General features: G+C 66.2%; 16 protein-coding genes. 13 read left to right on the forward strand and 3 right to left on the reverse strand.

The window, feature by feature from the left end; all coding sequences use genetic code 11:
- A complete protein-coding gene (locus tag QX048_RS34045) occupies window positions 1–924 on the forward strand; it encodes an NAD-dependent epimerase/dehydratase family protein (RefSeq protein WP_315828109.1) in 924 nt (307 codons plus the stop codon).
- Window positions 925–1,437: 513 nt separating this feature from the next.
- Here QX048_RS34045 and QX048_RS34055 read toward each other — a convergent pair.
- The 3 genes from QX048_RS34055 to QX048_RS34065 all read right to left on the reverse strand — a co-directional run bounded on the left by QX048_RS34055 (window position 1,438) and on the right by QX048_RS34065 (window position 8,972).
- Entirely contained in the window at window positions 1,438–2,001 is a 564-nt protein-coding gene (locus QX048_RS34055) for a DUF4399 domain-containing protein (protein ID WP_316186890.1), read from the reverse strand.
- A 382-nt stretch (window positions 2,002–2,383) separates the two neighbouring features.
- Window positions 2,384–3,898 carry a formylglycine-generating enzyme family protein gene (locus tag QX048_RS34060; RefSeq protein ID WP_316201043.1) on the reverse strand — a complete coding sequence of 505 codons (1,515 nt, stop codon included), beginning with the start codon at window positions 3,896–3,898 and terminating at the stop codon, window positions 2,384–2,386.
- Between the two features lie 37 nt (window positions 3,899–3,935).
- Window positions 3,936–8,972: a helicase gene (locus QX048_RS34065; RefSeq protein ID WP_316201044.1), complete on the reverse strand. Its 5,037-nt coding sequence runs from the start codon at window positions 8,970–8,972 to the stop codon at window positions 3,936–3,938.
- A gap of 917 nt (window positions 8,973–9,889) precedes the next feature.
- Between QX048_RS34065 and QX048_RS34070 the strand changes: the two genes are divergently transcribed.
- The 12 genes from QX048_RS34070 (at window position 9,890) to gspM (ending at window position 22,411) form a co-directional block, all read left to right on the forward strand.
- On the forward strand, window positions 9,890–11,728 hold the full coding sequence (locus tag QX048_RS34070) for a porin (protein WP_315715581.1): 1,839 nt from the start codon (window positions 9,890–9,892) through the stop codon (window positions 11,726–11,728).
- Between the two features lie 137 nt (window positions 11,729–11,865).
- Entirely contained in the window at window positions 11,866–14,223 is a 2,358-nt protein-coding gene (gene gspD, locus QX048_RS34075; RefSeq protein WP_315828129.1) for a type II secretion system secretin GspD, read from the forward strand.
- Complete coding sequence (locus tag QX048_RS34080; protein ID WP_315828112.1) at window positions 14,220–14,747, forward strand: tetratricopeptide repeat protein; 528 nt, start codon at window positions 14,220–14,222, stop codon at window positions 14,745–14,747. The genes gspD and QX048_RS34080 overlap by 4 nt, the downstream gene beginning before the upstream one ends.
- A 113-nt stretch (window positions 14,748–14,860) precedes the next feature.
- Window positions 14,861–16,537, forward strand: coding sequence for a GspE/PulE family protein (locus QX048_RS34085; protein ID WP_409999283.1), 1,677 nt, complete (start codon window positions 14,861–14,863; stop codon window positions 16,535–16,537).
- A 4-nt stretch (window positions 16,538–16,541) separates the two neighbouring features.
- On the forward strand, window positions 16,542–17,756 hold the full coding sequence (locus QX048_RS34090; RefSeq protein WP_315828113.1) for a type II secretion system F family protein: 1,215 nt from the start codon (window positions 16,542–16,544) through the stop codon (window positions 17,754–17,756).
- An 18-nt stretch (window positions 17,757–17,774) separates the two neighbouring features.
- Window positions 17,775–18,254, forward strand: coding sequence for a type II secretion system major pseudopilin GspG (gene gspG, locus QX048_RS34095; RefSeq protein ID WP_315828114.1), 480 nt, complete (start codon window positions 17,775–17,777; stop codon window positions 18,252–18,254).
- 2 nt (window positions 18,255–18,256) lie between these two features.
- Window positions 18,257–18,730: a prepilin-type N-terminal cleavage/methylation domain-containing protein gene (locus QX048_RS34100; RefSeq protein ID WP_315828115.1), complete on the forward strand. Its 474-nt coding sequence runs from the start codon at window positions 18,257–18,259 to the stop codon at window positions 18,728–18,730.
- Window positions 18,699–19,112 carry a type II secretion system protein gene (locus tag QX048_RS34105; RefSeq protein WP_315828116.1) on the forward strand — a complete coding sequence of 138 codons (414 nt, stop codon included), beginning with the start codon at window positions 18,699–18,701 and terminating at the stop codon, window positions 19,110–19,112. The genes QX048_RS34100 and QX048_RS34105 overlap by 32 nt, the downstream gene beginning before the upstream one ends.
- The gene (locus tag QX048_RS34110; protein ID WP_315828117.1) at window positions 19,112–19,813 is read left to right on the forward strand and encodes a prepilin-type N-terminal cleavage/methylation domain-containing protein; all 702 of its coding nucleotides are present in this window, start codon (window positions 19,112–19,114) and stop codon (window positions 19,811–19,813) included. The genes QX048_RS34105 and QX048_RS34110 overlap by 1 nt, the downstream gene beginning before the upstream one ends.
- A complete protein-coding gene (locus QX048_RS34115) occupies window positions 19,810–20,757 on the forward strand; it encodes a type II secretion system protein GspK (RefSeq protein WP_315715589.1) in 948 nt (315 codons plus the stop codon). The genes QX048_RS34110 and QX048_RS34115 overlap by 4 nt, the downstream gene beginning before the upstream one ends.
- Complete coding sequence (locus tag QX048_RS34120) at window positions 20,754–21,857, forward strand: PilN domain-containing protein (RefSeq protein ID WP_315828118.1); 1,104 nt, start codon at window positions 20,754–20,756, stop codon at window positions 21,855–21,857. The genes QX048_RS34115 and QX048_RS34120 overlap by 4 nt, the downstream gene beginning before the upstream one ends.
- Window positions 21,854–22,411: a type II secretion system protein GspM gene (gene gspM / locus QX048_RS34125; RefSeq protein ID WP_315828119.1), complete on the forward strand. Its 558-nt coding sequence runs from the start codon at window positions 21,854–21,856 to the stop codon at window positions 22,409–22,411. Before QX048_RS34120 ends, gspM begins: the two co-directional genes overlap by 4 nt.
- Window positions 22,412–22,689 lie beyond the last annotated feature (278 nt).

Raw genomic sequence — 22,689 nt, forward strand, 5'->3', positions numbered from 1 at the left:
ATGCGTATTCTTGTCACGGGGGCCGCGGGCTTCATCGGCCGTGCGCTGCTGCATCGGTTGCTGATCGACATGGACGGTGCTGAAATCACCGCACTCGATCTCGCCGAGGCGCCAGCGGGATTGTCCGGTGCGCGTCTGTCCTGGATCCGAGGCGGCCTCGACGATCCCGCCGTGCTCGAGCAACTCGGCGCCGCGCCGTTCCACCTCGTGTTCCACCTCGCCAGCATTCCCGGCGGCCGCGCCGAGGCCGCGCCCGCGCTCGGCCGCCGCGTCAATCTCGATGCGTCGCTGGATCTCTTCCAGCTGCTGGCGGAGAGCCGACATCGGCCGCGCGTGGTCTATGCCAGCAGCATCGCCGTCTACGGCGCGCTTGCGGAGGCGCGGGTCGGCGCACGCACGGAGGCGCGGCCGGCGATCACCTATGGCGCGCACAAGCGGATGGTGGAGATCGCGCTCGCCGATCACACGCGACGCGGAGATCTGTCGGGTATCGCACTGCGGCTGCCCGGCATCGTGGCGCGGCCCAGGCCCGTGAGCGGCTTCGGATCGGCGTTCATGAGCGAGCTGCTGCACGCGCTGTCCGCGGGCGAGCGCTATGTCTGTCCGGTGTCGCCGGGCGCGACGGCCTGGTGGTTGTCCGCGAAGGCCGCCGTCGACAATCTCCTCCTCGCCGGGAAGCTCGATGTCTGCGGAACCCTGCAGCTTCCGGCGCTTCGTCTCTCGATCGCCGAGGTGGTGGACGGCCTGGCGCAGCTGCTCGGCGCGGAGCGCGCCGCGCGCGTGACGTTCGATCCCGATCAAGGCATAGAGGACGTCTTCGGCCGCTATCCCGAGTTGGATGCCACCGCCGAGCTGGCCCTCGGCTTCGCCCACGATGGATCGGTGGCGGAGATGATCGCGAATGCGGTGCGCGCGATCGCATGACGGGGAATGAGCCCAACTCGCCGGACCAGCATCTGTCGGGCGAGGCCACGGGCACCGCAGCCATGGCGTCCCGAAAGGAGTGCTGATTCTTTGAGTTTGTTGGTTTTCCCTGCTTCCTTAGGGAGCGCCAGTTTCCAAGCTGAACTATTGATTTCTGGGAGTTTGAGCCGGACTACATGTTCGGCAGGATGGGCGTTGACGCCAAGGTCGGTGGTGCCGCAATCCCAGGCTGGACCGTTACGGCTCTGGTGTTCATTCCATTCGCGGCTGGTTATTTCCTGTCGTACCTGTTCCGGACGATCAATGGCGTGGTCTCCCCGCGCCTCGCCTCCGAGCTTGGACCGATGCTGATGATCGCTCTTGGCGCTCGCCGAGGCGAAGCAAGCCACGCGTCTGGAGGTCGTATCAATAGAGCCGAGCCGGACAAATGCAGTGCTGCGGTTGGAGGCTCCGGCACGTCGCGATGAACTGATGTGCCGGCCGAACCGGCTCCATCGGGGAGCGGGCGGAGGCTCATTTCGCACCCGACAGGAAGCTCTTGATGAAATCGACGGCTCCCGCCGATTTTGCCGGATCGGACGGCGGCGCTTCGGTGGCCGACGGTTGCGCCGCCTGACGCGCGGTGTGCGCGTGAAGATGCCGCGTCCGCCGGTGGGCGTAAGTGGCGCTCTGCCCGTGCCTCTGCGAAGCACTGCTCACGGTGATCGTGATCTTCTTCGATACCAGCGGTGGATCGAAGTTGAAGTGCATGCCGTCGCCCAGGACGAGCTGCAGGTTATGCTTGCCGGGGGGCAGCTCGATCAGGGCCTCGGTCTCGCCCGCGCCGTAGTGCAGGTGCTTTCTGTCCTGCGGAATCGGCTCGCCCGGGCTGATCGGCTCATCGGCGTCGATCAGGAGGTGATGATGGCCGGTGTTGGCAAAGGCGTCACCGGCATGGGTCACGCCCATGTTGCGAAGTCCGAACCGGCACCAGAACGCGGTCTTCACGGTGTCGCCGTCGGTTGGCGTGATGAAATACAGGTAGGCGTCCTTCGGCGCCGTTTTCGCCTGCGCCCATGCGAGAGTCGGCAACAGCACCAGCGTGCAGGCCAACACGGTGGACCCGAGCGTCGCGACTGCGGCGAGACGACGTCGTCGCCAGGGCGTCAGATCCAGTAGCGGCGCGCGACGCGTAGATTTCTCACTCCACATATCCCCAACTCATAAACAACGACGATCATCGATCGCAAATATCGAACGGTGTAGCCGGTCCATGAATGGGGCGTAGCGCGGCAAATTTGAGGTTTCGATCGGTCTCGTCCTACGATTCCCGATAAGAATTTGAATAAAGAGGCTCGGCAGACCAGGCGTCCTGCGGATCTGCGACGCTGGTGTTCGCTGTGGCGCGAGACATTTGCGGGCGCAGGCCCCGCATCGGCGTCGACGGCACGCTGGCCTGGCTCAGCATACCGCGGCCGCATCAGAGCGAAAGAGCGAGGCGAAAGCCATGGGTCGGATACCTGACGCGCCCATCATAGCGGTCGCGGCTCCCGCTGCGGGCATAGCTCGCATCCTTCTTCCATGAACCCGAGCGAATGACATGGACGAAGCTCTGCTCGTCGATCCATGCCGAGCCATCGGACGGCGCGCCCTGATAGCTCTTGTGCCAGCTGTCGGCCACCCATTGGTCGACGCTCCCGCCCATGTCGAACAGGCCAAACGGATTGGCCGCAAAGCTTCCGACCTTCATGAGCTGCGCGGGCGCGCCGGGCTCGTTGCATCCGTTGCAATTGGCCATGCCGGAGCGCATCCGGTCGCCCCACCAGAACGCCGTCGTTGCGCCGCCGCGCGCTGCATATTCCCATTCGGCCTCGGTCGGGAGCCGGAACGGCTTGCCGACGGCCCGCGAGAGCCAAGCCAGATAGCCCCTGACGTCGTCGTAGCCGACATTCGTCACGGGGTTGTCGTCCGGGCCGCTCATCACGTCGGCGCATGCCCCGTCAGCCACGCACGCCTTCCACTCGCCAATCGTGACGGGGTACTTGCCGAGCGCGAACGGCTTGGTCGTGACGCGGTGGACCGGAAGCTCGGAGCTCTCGACGCCGCCCATCGCGAATGCCCCTCCTGGAATCATCACCATGTCAGGCAGGCGAATCGCCGCTGCCTCCGCCGGCCCTGGGGTCGCGGTCGACTCTGCTGCCGGCGCAGTCTCGGGAGCGGTCGCAGCGCTTGCCGACGCGAGCAGGGCGGGTGCCTCGAGCGGCGCGGTTTCCGTGGAACGCGAGAGCGTTGCAGGGTCCGAGGGCGCGTCCGGCATCGGCGCCGGGGCGGTCGCGGCCGACATGGCCTCTGCCGTGACGACGCGCCCCGAACTCTCGACGCTTGCGCGGCTCCACGCGGCCACGGAGGCCTCGGCGGCTTGCGGCTGTGTTGGCGGGGGAGCGGCCGGCTCCCGCGCCAGCATGAACCAGCTGGCGGCGGCAGCGAGCAACAATGCGCCGAGGCTGGCCGCCGCAGCGCGGGTCCAGACCAGCGGCCTGCGCTCCGCCCTTGCTGCGGCCGCGCGCAGCCTCGTGGCCAGCTTGTCGTAGCCGTGCGCCTGCCAGATCTCCGCGCGGCTGCGCGCCTCGTTCGGGGCGTATTGAGCGATCGAGACGCCGGGAATGCTGCAGACGACCCGTCCCGCCTGTCCGCCACCGGGAGCGGTGGCCTCGACCTCGGCCGCATCGCATCGTGCGGCGAGCGATTGCTTCAAGGGGCCGCACATCATCAACAACAGTCCGCCGTCGCCCCTGCTGCGGCGCTCCTGGATCTCGGGGCAGGCGACCTGCTCGTCGAGGCGGTGGAAGCCGGGTGGGCGCAGCGTGTTCATCGCCACCCGCACGATCCGGCCGCACTGCTCGCAAGGCACCGGATAGGTCACGGCGGTCAGCGGTCGCTCGTCCCGATCGGTGACCGGAGCCTGCGATGGCGCGAGGATGTCGATGCCGATCATAGGACGGCGCCTTCCGTGCGTCGGCCTTGCCGCCGGATCATTGTCCCCAGGCGGCAAACGCATCCTTGAACGCGCGCTCACCGTCCGCTCCCTTCTCGATCGCCAGCACCGCCCGGCTGCCGCCATTGTAGACGATCGGGATGTCGATCCAGTCCTTGCCCTTGAGCAGCAACACGTTCCGCTTCATGTCGACATCCCCCGCCGACAGCGCGATCATGAAGAACTCCGGCGTCACCTTGGCGGTCATGGTGGTCAACGGGGTCCCGCGACCCGCTTCCTTGGGCTTCATGCTGACGCCCTTCAAGGTCTCCACCCCGGCGTGAGACGGGTCGTCCGGCCAGTTGAACTTGATCTCCATGATGTGGCTCGCCGGCATTTCGGCTTCCTTGTTTGGACGCAGCGACAACGTCGCCGTCATCCTCTTGTCGATCTCGACATCGCCTTTGATCGAGGCTGGCACCGCTCCTGCCGCAGGCTCGACATGCCAGGTGACTTTCCCGAGATAGCGCTTGCCGTGCGGATCCTGCGGATCCTCCTGGTACAGCACGGCATGTGACACCATCGTCTCGGTCGCGCTCCCCGTGGTGATCGCATCGCCGCCAGCACCGCCCCTGGCGTCAGGCGTTATCCGATCCGCGATGACCTTGCGCGGCTCGGCGGCGGCCGGCGAGGCGGCATTCCAGGACACCGGGAGTCGGTTCAAAACGGTTTGCAAGGACGTCGTGATCCGGCTCGCCGCCGGCTGCCAGTAGATCGATGCGCCAACCACCGCGACCGCCAAGCCGGCGGCAGCGGCCATCATGTGCCGGCGGAGCGAGCGGTGTGGACGCCTCGCTCCATGATCAGGCCGCGGACGCCGACCCGGCGACAGCGCGCGATGATCGATATGCACGGCGTCGCGCTCCGACTCGGCTTGGCCGCGCGTCGTCGTCTCGGACAGTTCCGCCGGGCGGGCGAGCACGGCCACCCGCGCGATGGTGGCATCGTCGGCCGGCGACCTCGCAGCCTCCGCGAGCCGATCGGCCGCGGACGGCTGATTCTCCTCGATCTCGACCGGCGCTGCGGGCGCGACGGACGCGGGCGGCGCAGAGGCGGGCGTATCAGACGACGAGGCGGCACGCGTTTCATCGGTCGCGACCTCATGCTCGCGGCGCCGCGTTGGACGCGCCCCGATGCCGGCGCCGGCGCGGTTGCCCAGCCAATCCGGCACCGGACTCTCGATCGAGATGGCCGGCTCAGCGCGTTGCTCCGAGAGCCGCGCCAGCGACAGGCTTTCGGCCACCGTGGCGATCTCGTCTTCCAGCGAATAGGCGCGGCGCGTTACGGATCGCGCGGATGCCGGGTGATCCTCCGCAGCGCCAGCGAGCCGCGCGGGAGCCGGATGCGGGCTGGTCGCCGGCGGTGCCGATGGCTGCGGTGAGCCGACGGCTGCAAGCGCGACCGGATCGACCCGGCGAGCGTGCTCCCGAAGTCTGATCATCCGGTCGGGAAACAGCATCTTGACGAAATCGCAGAGCGCTGCGCCCGGCAGCAGGAACCGGCGCATGGCAGCCGGACCGCTGCGCAGGATGCTGCGTGCGATGGTTTCGATGTCGTGCTCACCTTGCGCGACGCGCTCGCCGGTCTGCCGATCGTCATCGATGACGACGACCTTGCGGGCCCGGAGCATCGCAGTGAGTTCGCGCAGATCGGATTGCGAGGCATCGTCGATGACGACGAGATCAAATGCGCCGAGCCGGGCCGGTAGCTGCTCGGCCACGCGCCATGCCGGCACGAGCTGGCATGGGATGCCTTCGTAGCAGCTCTCGAGTGCCTCGCGTGCAGCCTGACGCAACCGGCATGCGGTGGGGCCGGAACAGGTCGCTGCCATCTTTCTCAGCGTAGTCATGAACACGGTGAGCGCCTGCCTCATGGCGCTGCCGGTGTTCTGTGCCAGGCCGAGATGCATCCGTGCCACGACGACCTGACCGAACAGCTCGCGCAGTCGCGTCTCCAGCGCCGCGCGCTGGTCGGACAGGCCCTGCAAACGCTGATGCTGACCGATGCCTTCGGTCTGCCGCATCAGCACCGCCCAATTCCAGGCCATCATCCAATCTGCAACGAGCACCGGATCCCCGGTCTGCGGATGTGCCGGCTCGGTCCTGATCCGCCGGGCGAAGGCGTCCGCTCCGGCCTCGGTGATCGCTCGGCAGACCTCGTCGAGCAGTTCGAAATCTTGGCGCCGGTCGTGCAGCGACTGCAGCCGGGTGCGAAGGGTGCTCCAGCGTGTCTCGATGTCGCGCGGGTCGACACCGTCGCGGCCGATCTGCGAGAGCACGTCGGCATGAGCCTGCGTTGCGATCTTGCCGCTGCCGCCAAACAGCTCGTTCAGCCGGGTGAGCTCCAGCCGCTGCTTGCCGATGCGGAGAGCCATGCTCCTCACTGCGGCTGCGAGCGCGGACAGTCTTCGGCCGTCACCGAGCAGTCCGGCGATCGCGTCGTCCGGCATCGACAGCTTCGGTGCGGCGGTGAGAACATTGCGCTTCGCCAGCGCCGCCAGCACGATCGCGGCCTCGACGCTTTTGACGACGCGCTCGTGACCGTGGAACGTGTGAGAGGAGTCCGGCTCGGGCGCAGGCGCACCGATTTCGGCCGCTAGCGATCGCCATCTGGCGTCGAGCGAATGCAGGTGCCGACGCCAGGTCAGATAGTCGCGAACATGGCCCCAGTCGGCCGCGCCTTTCGGCGCGAAGCCAGCCACCCTGATCGCCTCCACGGTCTGCTTCAACGCACGGCCGGACAGGGAGAATGTCGCGAACGGCCTTGCTCCGGCCGACAGCCGTTCGACAATCGTGAGCAGTTCCTGGCTGGCGAAGGCGTCCGCCGGCGTTTCCACCGGCCGAACCAGGAAGCCGGCACGTTGCGACAGCAGGGACGACGCATCGCGGGCAAAATCGACGAGGATGCCACCGTCAACCGACATTGCATCGGCCTTGCGGCCGACCGGCGACAGCGCTGCGAGCCAGGGCTCGTCGGCAATGATCCGGTGGGCCGCCGCGAGCGCGTCGAGGTCGCCGGCGAGCAAGTCCGCTCCGTCCGGCCCGAGCTCCGCGATGATCTGGCAGGCAAGCCGGCTGTCATGGCTTTCGCCGTCGATCCGCGCCGGCTGCAGGTCCTCGTGCAAACGTCTCACGGTCACGGCGTCCGGCAGGGCCGCGATTTCCGGGAGCGCGTCGTCGACATATGCGAGATCGGTACCCAGCCGAACACGCGCCTCACGGGCCTGCTCGACTGCCGCAACCAGAAGGTCGCTCTCACTCACGAATCGTGACGGCTGATCGGTGAACCAGGCATAGGCGTCGCGGTCGGCGATCAGCGTGGTCAACGCGTCGAACGGCAGGTCGGGGACACCGGATGACCGCAGCATGCTGCGGCTGGCGATGTCTGCGAACGCGTCATCGAGACGCGATATCTCGACGCTGGTCGCGATGATGTCGCGCTCCAGCCGATTGACCTGTTCCGCCTGCGCGCGCGGGTTCGTGGTCTTGAGGATCGACAGCAGCCGGCTGACGACTGTCTCCGCATGCTTCAAGACGTCCTTGTCGGAGCCGGTTAGATCGACGGTCAGATCACGGACAGCGCGCGGCAGCTTCTCGGACAACAGTCCGAGTGCAGCCTCGTTGCGCGAGACGACGAGAACGCGCAGGCCCATTGCGAGGTGATGGCAAACCAGGTTGACGAGGGTGGACGTGCGCTCGGACCCGCGCGCGCCTTGCACGACAAGTCCGTCCGATCGCCGGAGCTGTCGCACGACCTCCATCTGGTCGGAGTTCGTCGGCAGCGGAAAGAACAGGTCGCCGTGATCCGCCGCGATCTGCGCATCCGGCCCGACGTCGATCGGTTCACCGATCACGCCGGATAGACGACGGCGCGCGCCGTCATGGGCTTCGTGGTCCGGCGCGCCAAGCAGAAGGCGAGACAGTGCGGCCAGGCAGCAAGCGTCGCCGGGCGCGTATTCGATCGCTCGCTTCAGCCGCTCGATGTCGCGCAACAGCAGTGCGTCCGAGCGCGGCCGCGCAAAGATCACCCAGCGATCGGAGACGACCAGTTGCTCGTCCTCCTCGGGAAGCAGCAATGCGGAGTCGGGCATGGTGGGACAGTAGATCCCATGCGGGTCGAGCTGTGAGCCGATGGCGCTGAGAACCGGCTCGAAGCTGGTGGGCTGGAATGGCGAAAGCTCGTTGCCGCGCTCGATCGTCTCGAGCAACTGCTCGGCCGTTTGCCCCGCCAATCCGGCCGCTGATGTCAGCGGTTCGAACGCCTTGAGATTGACCGTCGCGCCGACCATGCGGGGCCGGATTCTGATTTCGGTGTCGGAGCCATCGAGGACCTCGATCTCGACCAGGCGTTCGAGCAGCGGAAGATCCAACTCGCGGCCTTGTTGCCGCCAGCGTGACACGCCAATGCCCCACACGATTTCGCAGCTGCCATCGTTGCCTCCGGCTCCCGCCACGCGAGCCATCTCGCGCAATCGCTGATGAACCGCGATGGTCTTGCGGCGTAGCCGCTCGGCCGCGGCCCAATTTGTCCACGAGCCGGCGAGATAGCGGTCCAGACGCTCGACGATGTCCGGGCGTTGCTCAAGATGCAATCGCACGTTCCAGAGCCCGGCGGCCACCCCCGGGCCGTTCGCCGGCGAGCAGTGCTCGCCGCGTGCGTCACCGGCCGCGATCAACCGGTCTTTTTCCGCCGCGTGCACCGTGATCGTCACGCGTTGCCGAACCAGCGGGCGACGGTCCGGATCAGCGGACACGTCAATCCACATCGCCAGGTCGTACTCGACGGCGGGAGGATCGGTGGCGACCAGGCGTTCGATGGAGAGCCACACGGGCCCATCAGCGTCGAACGTGTTGTAGGTAATGCCGGGCAGCTTCTCCAGCTCATGCTGATGGAACACGAAGCATTGTCCGCCCGCAAGCCGATGGTCAGACAGGCGCGCGACCGCACGTGCATTGCGCAGGATCATCTCGGTGAGATACCCAAGAACATTCTGCAACGGTCCGGCCGCCGGCTCCAACCGATGGACAGCGTTCATAGTGCCTCTCCGATGATAGCGGCGACCAAGCGAAGCAATCGGTTCACCCTCAACTCCCGTCCTGACGTCCGTCCCGCTTTGCAGAAAATTCCGTCACGCGCGTCGAAGAAGATGGACGTATCTGACTATTCACGATCCTGATGTGGTCAGGCGACGTCTTCGTCGATGGCATTCGAGGGAATACTGAAGCCAACGTCAGATAGACCACACTAACTGGCGAATAATAGCGTCACGCAATGCGGCGTAATGATGGGAGCGAGTCCGGGCGTGTCGTCGACCCTGAAAACTGCGCCAACTGATTTGTTATCATTTCGAGAACCACCGCTGTCGGTTCGCGTAACCGGTTTAGAATCTCTTTAAAGAAGCCGAGCGCCTTACCGGTTTGACTGCCTTGATCGGAAGGGACTGGTATTCGCGTGCGTAGATGCGACATCTCCACGAGAGAAGCGTGCGGCGTCTTGCCGCAATCTCAGTCGCGTCCGCTTGCGGCTTTTCGTTGGATTCCATTGCTTCGTCCGAGCTGCGCCATCGCACGAACGCAATTTCTTTCGGAGTAGGGCCGTCGTTGGCGAAGTGTGACGTCGCTTATTACTTCGCGATGCAAAGGCATGAATGCAGCTCTACGCTGCGCCGCTCGACGCTCCGCACGCCGGACATGAACCCAGCAGCAATTATCAATGACTGAAAACACTTAGCCAGATCTCGGCTGGCGTCCAAGCGATTGGTCGGCAAGCCGTGCCTCCGCCGCGCAACGAGCGCCGCCCAAGTGCTGACACGCGAGCATCTCCGACGAGCCCAAGTATCGACATCGCGGGCTTCTAGCGCGAATGGCTCGCAGTCGCGCACGAATTCTGTGCTCACGGCGGCGCGGGCGAAGGGGATGCACGTCCGCGCATCATCATGGGGAGGTTTGACTGATGGTCTTGATTAGCTGCAGCGGAAGGCGCGCAGATTGCTCCGCGTCTTCACACGACGGCGCTTTGAGTATTGGCAAAGGCGGTGGCCCGCTTCGCGGCCGCGACCGACTCCTGCCATCTCTGCTTGCCGCCGTATCGACATTGGCGTTGAGCGCCGCAGCAGCCCAGGCGGCCGACGCCGGCTCGGCGCGGTCCACGGACGGGGCAGCCGTCAAAGCGCTGATGGCGAAGCTCGAGTCCATGGAGCAGCGCATCAACAGTCTTCAAGTCGAGCTCAAGGACGCCAAGGCAAAGAAGACGACCAGCGTCGGACAGTCCGCATCACTCGCATCTCGCCGCCCGGCCGACCCGATGCCTCTGATCGGCGCCAAGGACGCGCGTGCCGGAGGTGCGAAAGCCTCCGACAACGCGCAGACTGCGTCCAGCCAGCCGGTCGGCAACGCCATGGCGCTCGCCGACTCGAAGGACGTCAGGGACAGTGGGTCGAAGGGGGCTGATGCCGGACCATCGCCATCCCCGGCATCACGGCTGGCGGCAGCGTTCGCCGATTCGGATTCCAAGCCGCGATTTCTGCCGGCAGCAGATCTAAAAGCACCTGCGCCGCAGCCCAGCAGAGACCTGTTCGGCGCCGCGCCGTCGCCGGTCCCCGGCATGAAGATCGGCATGTACGGCGAGATCAAGCTCGGCTCGGTGCAAAATCCCGCAGCGAACGGTCAGTGGCAGAACGGCTTCGACATGGCCCGCCTTGTCTTGCTGCCGACCTATCAGGTCAATGACTCCATCACTTTCAACGCGGAGCTGGAATGGGAGCATGGCGGCACCGCATTCGATAACGACGACAAGCTGCATGGTGCGGTCGAGGTCGAGCAGGCCTTCTTCGACGTCAAGTTCAACGACCACTTCACCCTGCGTTCGCCGGGTATCGATCTCATCCCGATCTCCTTCACCAACCTGTATCACGAGCCGACGCTGTTCTACAGCGTGCAGCGGCCGGAGCTTGCCAACGGCCTGATCCCGACGACATGGTACGCGCCATCGGCAGGGTTTCACGGCAAGATCATCGACGGCTTGAACTATCAGTTCCAGGTCAGCCAGAGCGCGGAGGATTTCGGCGACGGATTCGATCATCGCGGCGACAATGGTCATATCAATCCGGGCGGCTATGAAGGCGGCATCAACGGCTCGGAAGCGCTCGCGCTCTCGCGAGCGCCGATCGGCGATTTCCGGCAGCTGAGCAACCAGCTCGCCTATACGCTGCGGCTGAGCTACACGCCGTCGTTCCTTCCCGGCTTTGCCGGAAGCTCGGCGATCTATTATTCGCCGAACGTCACGCCGCGGGGCGCCTATGCGACGCTGCCGGACGGCAGCGAGGTGCCGCTCGGCAAGAACGCGATGACGATCTTCAATACCGAGGCCCGCTATCGCGTTCCGAACACCGGGCTGGAGCTGCGGGCTGAATATGCCCACGTAAACTTCTCCAATCCGGAGAACCTCCGCGCCAACAATGATCTCGTCGACGACAACAACGTCGGCAAGAACATGTGGGGCTACTCCGGCGAGATCGCCTACCACTTCAGGGCGCCCAACGACTACGACATCGTGCCGTTCTATCGCTATACCCGACAGAACTTCCAGACGTCGGGCATGCTCGGCTCCGATCTCACCAACGGCCTGAACAACATCACGGGCAGCGGTGACATGACGTTCCACGACGTCGGCCTTGCCGTGTTTCCGAATCCCAGCCTGGTTTACAAGCTGAACTACACCAAGGTGATCGATCACAGCGCGGCGGGGGCGATGTCCGACCGGGTTCTCGCTGGCGTCGGCTGGCTCTGGTAGCCGACCGACGCGAGCAGGGGCCGCGGCCTGCCGGCAGCGGCGTCTCCTCGCAAGACACAGGTTGGAGCACCCGGGCGGAGCGCGACCGCTCTCCGCCCGGGTGTGCCTCGAAACCTAGAATGGACTCGGCAGATCGGGTGGGCGGGCGAGTGGTTGAAATTGCTGATTTGAGCGCAGCTTGGCTGCGATGCCGCACGCTCGCAACGTTGCTCACGATGTCGGTCGCGTTGGCGGGCTGCAACCCGGCGACGCTCGGCAGCGATAGCCGCGGCGATGACGTGCTTGACAAGGTCGGCCGGATCGACCTTTCGCCGCGCTATCCCAGGCAGGCCATGCCGGAGCAGTCGCCGGCGGCGCGGCGCGCCCGTGCCGAGATCTATGGCGGCAACGACGATGCACGGGATGCCAGGGACGCGCGAGCGGAAGCGCCGGCCGCGGGCTCGCTTCCGATCCAGCAGGTGGCCGCGCATTCGCAGCCGGTTGGCAACGGGTTCGAGCTGAACTTCGAGAATACGCCGATCGCGACGGTGGCCAAGGTGGTGCTCGGCGACGTTCTCGGCGTCGGCTACACCATCGATCCAAGGATCCAGGGAACGGTCAGCCTGTCCTCGGTGCGCCCGGTCCCGAAATCGGACGTTGCCTACGTGCTCGAGAACGCGCTCCGGCTCTCGGGGACGGCGCTGGTTCGCGACAACTCCGGATACCGGCTGATTCCACTCGGCGACGCGGTGGGTGCCGGCAACGTCGATCCCGCCGGAGGCTCGGCAGAGCCCGGTTACGGCATCTCCGTGCTGCCGCTGCAATATGTCTCCGCCCCGACACTGCTGAAGCTGCTCGACAGCTTTGCACTCAAGCCCGGCACGGTGCGCGCCGATCCCGGCCGCAACCTGCTGCTGATCCAGGGGACGGGCGCCGAGCGCCGCACCGCGATCGATGCCGCGCTGAGCTTCGATGCGGACTGGATGCGCGGACAGTCGGTCGGAATCTTTCCCATCGTCAATGGCAATCCCGAGCCGATCGTCGCCGAGCTCGAGAAGATCATGGACACCGGCGACAGCGGGCTCGGCCAGAACATGGTCAAGTTCCAGACCGTCAGCCGGATGAACGCCGTCATGGTCATCAGCCGCAAGCCGGCGCTGCTGCATACGGCGGAGACCTGGATCAAGCGGCTCGATGCCGGCAACACGCTGCGCAACAGCGTCCATGTCTACCGTGTCAAGTATGGCGAGGCGCGCCAGATGGCGCGGGTGCTGAACGACATGTTCACCGGAAACGCGGGCAGCGCGGCCGAGGCATCGTCGACTGACCTCGCTCCCGGGTCCGGAGCATCGTCGAGCTCGAGCAGCGAACGGCTCTCGGCCGCCGGCACGACGGCCCAGTCGGGCGGCTTCGCGAGCCAGCAGCAGGGCAACGCCGGCCTGGTCGCCAACCGCGGCTTCGGCGGGGCGCCGCCGCCGACCCAGGCCGGCCTTGATACGGGATCGGAATCGCGCGCATCGGGTTCGGGCGGCAAGCCGCTCATGGAGGGCGTGCGGATCACGCCCGACGTCGTCAACAACACGCTTCTCATCTATGCCGACAGGGAAAACTACCGGCTGATCGAAGCTACCCTGCGTCAGTGCGATCGTCCGCAGCTGCAGGTCGCGATCGACGCGACGATCGCCGAAGTCACGCTCAACGATTCGCTGAACTACGGCGTGCAGGCCTATCTCACCAGCAAGAACCTCGGCCTGAGACCCGACCAGGGGTCAGTGCTCAACACCACCTCGACATCGGCGCCGGCAACGGTCGCCTCGGCCGCGGGAACGATCACCAACGCCTTTCTCAGCCGCGCTTTTCCCGGGTTCAATTTCCTGGTCGGGTCGGAATCCCAGCCGAGCGCGATCCTCAGCGCGCTGCATACGGTCACCGATGTCAAGGTGCTGTCCAACCCGTCGCTGGTGGTGATCGACAACCAGGCGGCGACATTGCAGGTCGGCGACCAGGTGCCGGTCTCGACCGGCAGCGCCACGGTGCTCACGACTAACAACACGGTCGTCAACACGATCGACTACCGCAACACCGGAATCATCCTGCGCGTCGCTCCGCGGGTCAACGAGAACGGCAACGTCCGGCTGGAGATCGAGCAGGAGATCAGCAACGTCTCGCCGCAGACCGCCAACAGCCTCACGCCGACGGTCGCGCAGCGCAAGGTGAAGAGCTCGGTGGCAGTTGCCAGCGGCCAGACCGTGCTGCTGGCCGGTCTCATCAGCGAAACCCATCAGGGCACCCGCAGTGGCGTGCCGGGGATCGACCAGATCCCGGGTCTCGGCGACCTGTTCAGCAACAACGACCGCAGCCGCGGGCGGACCGAGCTGATCATCTTCATTCGCCCCCAGATCATCCGCGACGGCACCGACGCCCACTACGTCGCGGAGGAGCTGCGCTCCAAGCTGCGCGGCACGATCAGGCCGGTCTCGACGAGTGCGCTTCAGACACCGCGGGTCAGTCGATGATGCGGCATGCGACGACGGCCTTCGCTGTTCTGGCGCTCGCCTTCGGCATCGTCGCGGCCGATGCGCGGCCGCGCGGAGACGGATGGGCCGCGCTGGCGCGCGGCGACTATGTTACGGCGGCCGCAGCGTTGGCGCCGATGGCGCAGAGTGGACATCCGCCCGCCATGACCGCGCTCGGCTACATGTATGAAAACGGGTTCGGCGTCCCGCAGTCCTACGAGGCGGCGGTCGAGCTCTATATCGGAGCCGCCGAGCGCGGCGACCCAACGGCGCAGCACCTCTTGGGCCTGAGCTACGACAAGGGGCATGGCGTCTGCCAGGACCTCGTGCTGGCCTACAAATGGCTCAATCTTGCGGCGGCCGCAGCGCCCAATCGTCTGCGCGAACCTTATTTGCGAATCCGGGACGCCGTCGCGTTCAAGATGTCGCCCGATCAGATCGCCGATGGCCAACGGCTCGCGCTCGAATGGCGGCCGACGCAGCCCGGCGGAGTTCGCGCGACCGCATCGATTTCGGGTTTGTAGTTGTTCTAATCAGCTGACCGCAGAAGGGTCATCTTTGGTATCGAGAACGAACTGTTCGACAGTCGGGACCTCGGCAATGAGGTGATCGACAACGATCCGTCACGGGACGCGCCATGAGCTCGACTCCTCCTCTACGATTGGCCGACGATCTGCGGGATGGCCGGGGGCCGGTCCGGCTCGCCGCTGGACGGGTCGACGCTGCGGCGCAGCACCGCGCGGGGATGGGATCATCGACGGCGACCAATCCCGCAGGTCCCGAGTCCGCCGACGAGATCGCGCGGCAGCTCGGATTGACTCGGATCGCGCTGTCCGATTTGCTGGCGTCCAAACCGCTCACAGAACATTTTTCACGGCGCTTTCTGCGGGAGACGATGGTCTTCCCGTTCCAATCCGCCGGGCACGGACCATGCCTTGCGGTGGCGGATCCCCGCGACACCGCAGCGGCACGCGCCGCGGAGCTGGTGTTCGGCACGGCGGTCGAACTGGTGGTCGCCTCCGCCGAGGATGTTGCCACCGCGCTGAACCGGCTCGCCGGCGAGGACGAGGTACCGGCGCGCAGCGAAACGGCTGAGCCGCAGCTGCGCGACGACGACATCGAGGGCTTGCGCGACCTCGCCACCGGAGCGCCGGTGGTGCGCGCGGTCAACGATCTGTTCGAGCGGGCGGTGGAGCTGCGCGCCAGCGACATCCATGTCGAGGCGATGCGGAGCGGGCTATCGGTCCGGATGCGTGTCGACGGCCTGCTGAAGCTGCTCCCTGAGCCGTCCGGCGTGCTGCCCCGAGCCGTCATCTCGCGCATCAAGATCGTCGCCGGGCTGAACATCGCGGAACGGCGCCTGCCTCAGGATGGCGCTGCGCGGCTTCGCATCGGCCGCGTCGAGTTGGACGTGCGCGTCGCCGTGATGCCAACGCAATATGGCGAGTCGGCGGTGATCCGGCTGCTTCCCAAGGATCGGGGTCTGCTCGCGATCGAGAAGCTCGGCTTTTCTCCCCACGACGATCGATCGCTGCGCCGCCTGCTGGCGCTGCCGCACGGCATGATCGTGATCTGCGGGCCGACCGGCAGCGGCAAGACCACAACGCTCGCGACTGCGCTGTCGATCCTCAACGAGCCCACGCGCAAGATCCTCACCATCGAGGACCCGGTCGAGTATGAGATACCGGGGATCAACCAATCGCAGGTCAAGCCGTCGATCGGGCTGACCTTCGCCTCGGCCTTGCGCTCCTTCGTCCGGCAGGATCCCGATGTGATCATGGTCGGAGAGGTCCGTGACGGCGAGACCGCCCACGTCGCGGTCCATGCCGCGCTGACCGGCCATCTCGTGCTGACCACGCTGCATACCGAGAACGCCGCGGCTGCTGTGCCGCGTTTGCTCGATCTCGGCGTCGAGGACTTTCTGCTGCGCTCGACGCTCCGCGCGGTGATCGCCCAGCGGCTGGTGCGCCGGCTGTGCGAGCGCTGCAGGTCGAAGCGGATGCTGAGCGCCAACGATCTCTGCGCGGACCCGCGCTACGCCGCGGTGGGCTTCGACGTCGGCGAGACGGTCTACGAGCCGGCGGGCTGTGAGCGCTGCGGCGGCACCGGCTATCGCGGCCGGCTCGGCATCTTCGAGGTTCTGGAGCTGAATCCGGAGATCCGGTCACTGATCCAGGGCACGACCGATGCGGCCGTGATCGACCGCAGCGCCATTCTGAACGGCATGACCACGATGCTCGACGATGGTGTCGCGAAGTGCCGGGCCGGTGCCACGTCGGTCGCGGAAATCCTGCGCGTCACAACGTTACGGTGAGCCGGTGAGCAGATTCCGCTATCGTGCACTGACCGAGAACGGCGACGTCGTGCACGGCACGATCTCGGCTACGACGGCCAAGGAGGTAATCGACCGGATCGAGTATCTGCGGCTGCTGCCGATCGAGACCGTCGAGGAAAAGGCCGCGAGCGTCCTCGCCCGCGACACTCTCGCGCTGTTCGGCGGTCCGACCCCTGGCGATGTCACGACCTTCACGCGTGATCTGGCGCTGTTGTTGAAGGCCGGAGCCCGGCTCGAGGATTCGCTCGAGCTTCTCGCTGGCGATGCCGATATCGGGCGGTTGCGTCCGATCGTCAGTCGGTTGCGATCCAGCGTCCTGGCTGGAGAAAGCTTCGCCGAAGCGCTGGCGCATCATGCCGCGCAGTTTCCCGCGATGTATGTCGCGCTGGTGCGGGTCGGGGAGGTCTCGGGCACTCTCGATCACGTGCTCGATGTGCTCGGCGCCGAGCGGGCACGCGCGGAAGCCTTGCGTCGCAAGCTCAGCGACGCGATGCAGTACCCGCTGTTCGTCCTGATCGCCGCTTTTCTGGTGATGCTGTTCTTCTTCATCGTCGTGCTGCCGCAGTTCTCGGCGGTGCTGCGTGATTTCGGCGCCAGGTCCGACGCCGCCATCAACACGTTTCTCGACATCTCCGATTTCATCCGTGGCAACGGCGCGGCGATCGCGCTGTCGGCGAGCGCGCTGATTGCTGCCGCTCTCCTTCTCCTTGGCCGCGCAAGCGTGCGCGCTGCCGTGATCGCGCGGGTCTGCCAGCTTCCGGGCCTTGCGACCGTGTTCAGGTCGTATCGCACGAGCGTATTCTGCCGCAATCTCGCGATCCTGCTCGGCAGCGGGCTGACCTTGACGGCGACGCTGCGCGTCCTGGTCGACATCATGGCGGCCACCGGCAGCGCTGCGGCGTGGAACGCAGCGGCCGACCGCGTTCGTCAGGGCGGCAAGCTATCGGAAGCGCTGGCGGCGACGAACATTCTGCCGGCCATGGCCACGCGGATGATCCGGATCGGCGAGGAGACCGGACAGCTGCCGGTTCTCGCCGGCCGCATCGCCGAGTTCTACGAGGCGAAGCTGCAGCGCGGTCTCGATCGCATCGTGGGCATCGTCGGTCCGGCCGCGATCATTCTCATCAGCACCGTCGTGGGCGGTCTCATCGTCTCGGTGATGACCGCGCTGCTGTCGGTGACGCAACTCGTCGGGTAGAACAAGATGGATCATCGCATGAAACAGTCAGGGATCAGCTGTACCGCGCGGCGGACCAACATTGCGCGCGACGACCCTCAGAGCGGCTTCACGCTCGTCGAGATGCTGGTCGTCATCGCCATCATCGGAATGATCATGGGTCTGATCGGACCGCGTGTGCTGACATCCCTGAACGAATCCCGCGTCAAGACCGCCCGGATTCAAATTCAGAGTTTTTCGAGCGCGCTCGATCTGTTCTATCTCGACACCGGGCGCTATCCGACCTCGTCGGAAGGTCTGACCGCGCTGGTCCGGCCTGCCTCGACCATCGCAGGCTGGGCGGGTCCGTATCTCAAGGGAGGAAATGTCCCGAGCGATCCCTGGAATCACGCCTACGTCTACCGGTCGCCCGGACAGCATGTGCCCTATGAAATCGTGTCGTACGGATCGGACGGGCAGGAGGGCGGCGTGGATCTTGCCGCCGACATCTCTTCGTCGATCACGATGGGTGCCAAATAACGATGGTCGGCCGTGACGGCTGCGAGGCCGGCTTCACTCTGATCGAGATGGTCTGTGTGCTCGCGATCGTCGCGCTGCTGGCGTCCGTCGCGGTCCCCGCCGTCTCGCGGCAGACCTCGCGGCCGCAACTCGAGGCCTATGCGATCGAGGCTGCTGCGCTGTTGAAGGCCGATCGCAACGCCGCGATCAGGCGAGGCTTGGAGGTCGTGACTCGCATCGACGCGCAGGCGCGCTCGTTCAGCTCGGGCGCGAACGGGCAGGTCGTTCGCTTGCCGACGGACGTGCGGGTCGAGACGGTGCTGCCGCGTCGTTGCGACGATCGGCCCGCAATCCAGACCATCAGCTTCTTCGGATCGGGCATGTCGTGCGGCGGCGTCATCACGCTCACCCATCTCGATGCGGGCTACCAAATTCGCGTCAACTGGCTGACAGGAGGGATCGAGATTGTCCCGAGCACTGGTCTGTCGAGCCGATAGGCCGACGGCAGGATTTACCCTGATCGAGACATTGGTCGCGCTCGCGATCATGGCGGTGTCGCTCGTCGCGATCGGCGCGCTCATGGGGTCCTCGGCGCGCGGCAGCAGGAAGCTGGAGCAGCACGTCGCTCTGGTACAGGCGGCCTATAACGCACTGTGGCTGGCCTTTCCGTCCCGCCTGCCGCCGGCATCGCCGACCCAGTCAGGGGAGTCGACGGCTCATCTCTGGCGCGCGCAGGCGGAGCCATTCGCCATCGATGGCGGCGCACCGGACAGCGCGTCGGCGTGGGTCCCAAAGAAGATCGTGCTCCAGGTGCGATCGCCATCGGGCGCGACCATGGAGCTGGAAACCGTCCGGCTGTTTCGAAGGCGGGCCGAGTGATGGCGACGCGGACCAACGATACTCAAGCTGGCTTCACCCTCGTGGAAGTCCTCGTCGCCATGGTCTTGATGGGGCTGCTGATCTCCGGGCTGCTCGCGGTCACGTCGCAATGGCTGCCGAACTGGGATCGCGGCCTGTATCGCATCCAGCGCAGCGAATCCATCAGCATGGCGCTCGATCGCATCGGCGCCGATATCGCGGCCTCCGAATTCATCAAGCCGGATGGGCAGGCCAAGTCCGTTCTGTTCGACGGGTCGGAGACCTCGATCACGCTCGTCCGAACGGCGCTCGGACCGCATCGGGGCAGCGGACTGGACGTGGTCCGCATCGCCGAAGGCGGCGGCGATGGCGCGGCGTTGACCCGCACCCGCGCGGCATTCGCGCCCGGCAGTGCGTCCGCCCGGGATTTCGGTGATCCGGTGGTGCTGCTGAAGGCGCCGTACCGGGTGTCGTTTGCCTATGCGGGGACAGACCGGATCTGGAGTCCATCGTGGCAGAATGCAGAAAGGCTGCCTGCGGCCGTGCGGGTGACGGTGCACGACGGAAGCCGCGCAAGCGCACCGTCGCTGTCACGGATCGCCGTCATTCGTGTTTCGGCGCCGCCCGACAGCGTCTGCCGGCCCGCGGACCCCACCTGCGACAGACACGCTCTCTCGGCCGATGCAACGGTCGGGCGCGCCTCCACAGCATCGAAGCAATGATGATGTGGCGACAGAAGCACCCGCGAGATCCGGATCCCGATGATCGGGAAGGCGGCTTCGTACTCATTGCGGTGCTGTGGCTCCTGGTCTCGCTGGCTGGACTGGCAGGAGCCTTGTCCGTCTATCTCGTCAGCACCTCTCAACGCCTGTCGCTCGATGATGCTCGCCTGCGATCGGCGGCGCTGGCCTCGGCAGGCCTCGAGCTTGCGGCCTACAGATTGTCCGCGTCGCCGAAGCCGCAGCGCCCCGCCGCCGGCGCCTTTTCATTCCGGCTCGATCATGCGCAGGTTTCGGTCACGTTCCGGTCGGAAGCCGCCCGAATCGATCTCAACCAGGCATCCAGGCAGATGCTGGCCAACCTGTTCGAGGTTCTCGGTGCGCGCGCGGACAAGGCCGGCGAGTATGCCGAGCGGATCGTCGGCTGGCGAACGCCGCCGGCTGACAACGTTGCGGACGCGGAGCGCGATCTCTACCGCACGGCCGGCGCGGACTACATGCCTCGTTCCGCGCCGTTCGCAAACGTCGAGGAGCTTCGGCTGGTGCTCAACCTGCCGCCGCCGCTGGTCGACAGAGCCATGTCCTTCGTCACCGTCTTCAGCGGCCGGCGCGAGATCGACGCGCTGGAGGCCGCCCCCGAGGTGGTGGCCGCGCTTCCCGGGATGACCCAGGAGCAGTTGAAGAGCTTCCTCGATCAGCGGGCCGGCCTGCGCCGCGACGTCAGGTCGCTCAACGCGGCGCTGGGGCCGGCGCGCGCCGGAGCGACCTTGGAGGTCGCCGATGCCGTCCGCGTGTGGGTCACGATCGGCTTTGACGGCGGTCGCAGGGCCGCAACGGAAGCGGTCATCCTGCTGGGCGATGGTGAGGATCCTTACCGCGTCCTGGCGTGGCGCGATGATGTCAACACTCCGGGGATGCTTCGGCCAACAGGAAAGGCGCCGAGATGACGATGTCGACGCGCGTGCGCCGCGAACTGGCGGCCTGGATCGGCTCCGTCGCCGAAGCCGTGGTGGCCGCGATAGGCCGGCTCACCATCAAGCCGTCTGTCCGGCTGATCGAGATTGAACGGAACGTCTTCATCATGCGGATGCTCGCGCGACCCGGGCGATCCGTCCCGCCCGATTGTCGCATTCTCCTGCCGGACGGCGACGCGAGCCTGCCCGCGCCTCCGGAGAGCTGGAACGCGGCCGTTCACGGCAGCCGGATCGAAGTCGTGCTGAGGCCGGACCGTTTTCTCTGGCGGCCGCTGGATCTGCCCAAGCGCGCCGTCGAGTTTCTCGATGCCATGGTCCGCTCGCAGCTCGACCGGTTGACGCCGTGGTCGGCGCATGAGGCCGTGTTCGGCAGGACTGCGCCGGTCGAGATATCGAGTGAGCGCATCCAAACAACCGTGATCGCCGCGCCAAGGCCGAAGCTGGAATCTCTCATTCGCCTCGCCGAGTCCTGGCGGGCTGGATCGATCATCCTGTTTGCTGCGCCTGAGACGGCGCCGATGCCGGTCGACGACCGGCTCACCGCAACCAATGCAACGAGGTTGAACGAGCAGCGCCTGGGGGGATCGCTCGACGTCGGCCGTGTCAGTCGGGTCCTGGCCGCTCTGTTGATCGTCGCCGCAATCTCAGCGGCGCTGTCTTTCGCGGCGGGGAGCCTGCTGGGCGAGAGGCTGGACGAGCAGCAAGGCCAGCTCACGCGGAGGATATCCGAGCGGCGCGCAGCGCTGCGCCTCGATCTGCAGGGCACCGACAACGCCGCGCTGCGAGGCCTGATGCGACGCAAGCAGGAAAGCCCCGCGGCGGTCGTGCTGATGGAGGCGCTGTCCCGGATACTGCCCGACAACACGTATGTGACCGAGCTGCGGATCGAGAAAGACAGACTGCAAATCGTCGGAATGACCCAGGATGCGCCGGCACTGGTCAAATTGATCGAGCAGTCGGCGCACTTCACGCGCGCGACCTTCTTCGCGCCGACCACGCGTTCGGCTGACGATCCCGGACAACGGTTCCATATCGAAGCGGGCATCAAGCCCCATTTTGGACTTGGCACATGAGCGTCGCAAAGCTCGTCACGGACAATTCCGCATCGCCCTCGATCGCCGCCGCCGCCTATGCGGGACTGCTGATCGTGCTGATCTCGGTCACGGTGCTGTCGATCAAGAGCATGATCGATCAGCGCAGCGAAGTGACCTCGCTCGCCGATACACTCCACCTGCTGGACGCCCACAGCATGGCGGCCGCGCGTCAGGCCGGCAACGGCGATGCCGGCATGACGGGATCGGCCTTTCTCGAAGGACCGACCGTGACCGTGGCAGGAGCAGCGCTGCTGCAGCGCCTTGGCGACGTGGTGACGCGTCATGGCGGCAGCGTGTCGTCGTCGCAGCTCGATGTGCAGGGCCCCCGCGCCAAGGACGGTCATATCAGCGGGAGCGCGAGCTTCGAGGCCGGTCAGTCCGATCTGCAGTCGATCCTCTACGATCTGGAGGCCGGCATGCCCTGTCTGTTCGTCGACGAGCTGGTCGTCGAGGGGAACGGCCCCGCGGCGTCCTCCAGCGGCAAGCTGCGCGTGCTGATGACGGTCTCCGGACAGTGGCAGGGCCTGCAATGAGTAGTCGCGCCAAGCTTTGCATGATCGGCTGTTGCAGCGTTCTGGCGGTGGCGTCGGCGTTCGGCATCGCCCATTCGGCCGGTCTGGACGTCTCGGGAGCGGTCTCCGCCGAACAGCCGAGCGGATCGGCGCAAGGCTCGTCCATCGCGCAGCGAACGCCATCGCGAACCGGCAACCCATTATGGGGCATTCCGCTCGAGCAATTGTCGGCGACGCGCGAGCGCCCGCTATTTTCGCCGTCTCGCCGCCCTCCGCCGACGGAGGCTCCGCTGCCGGCC

The sequence above is a fragment of the Bradyrhizobium sp. SZCCHNS30572 genome (genome assembly GCF_032484415.1).
GTDB lineage: Bacteria > Pseudomonadota > Alphaproteobacteria > Rhizobiales > Xanthobacteraceae > Bradyrhizobium.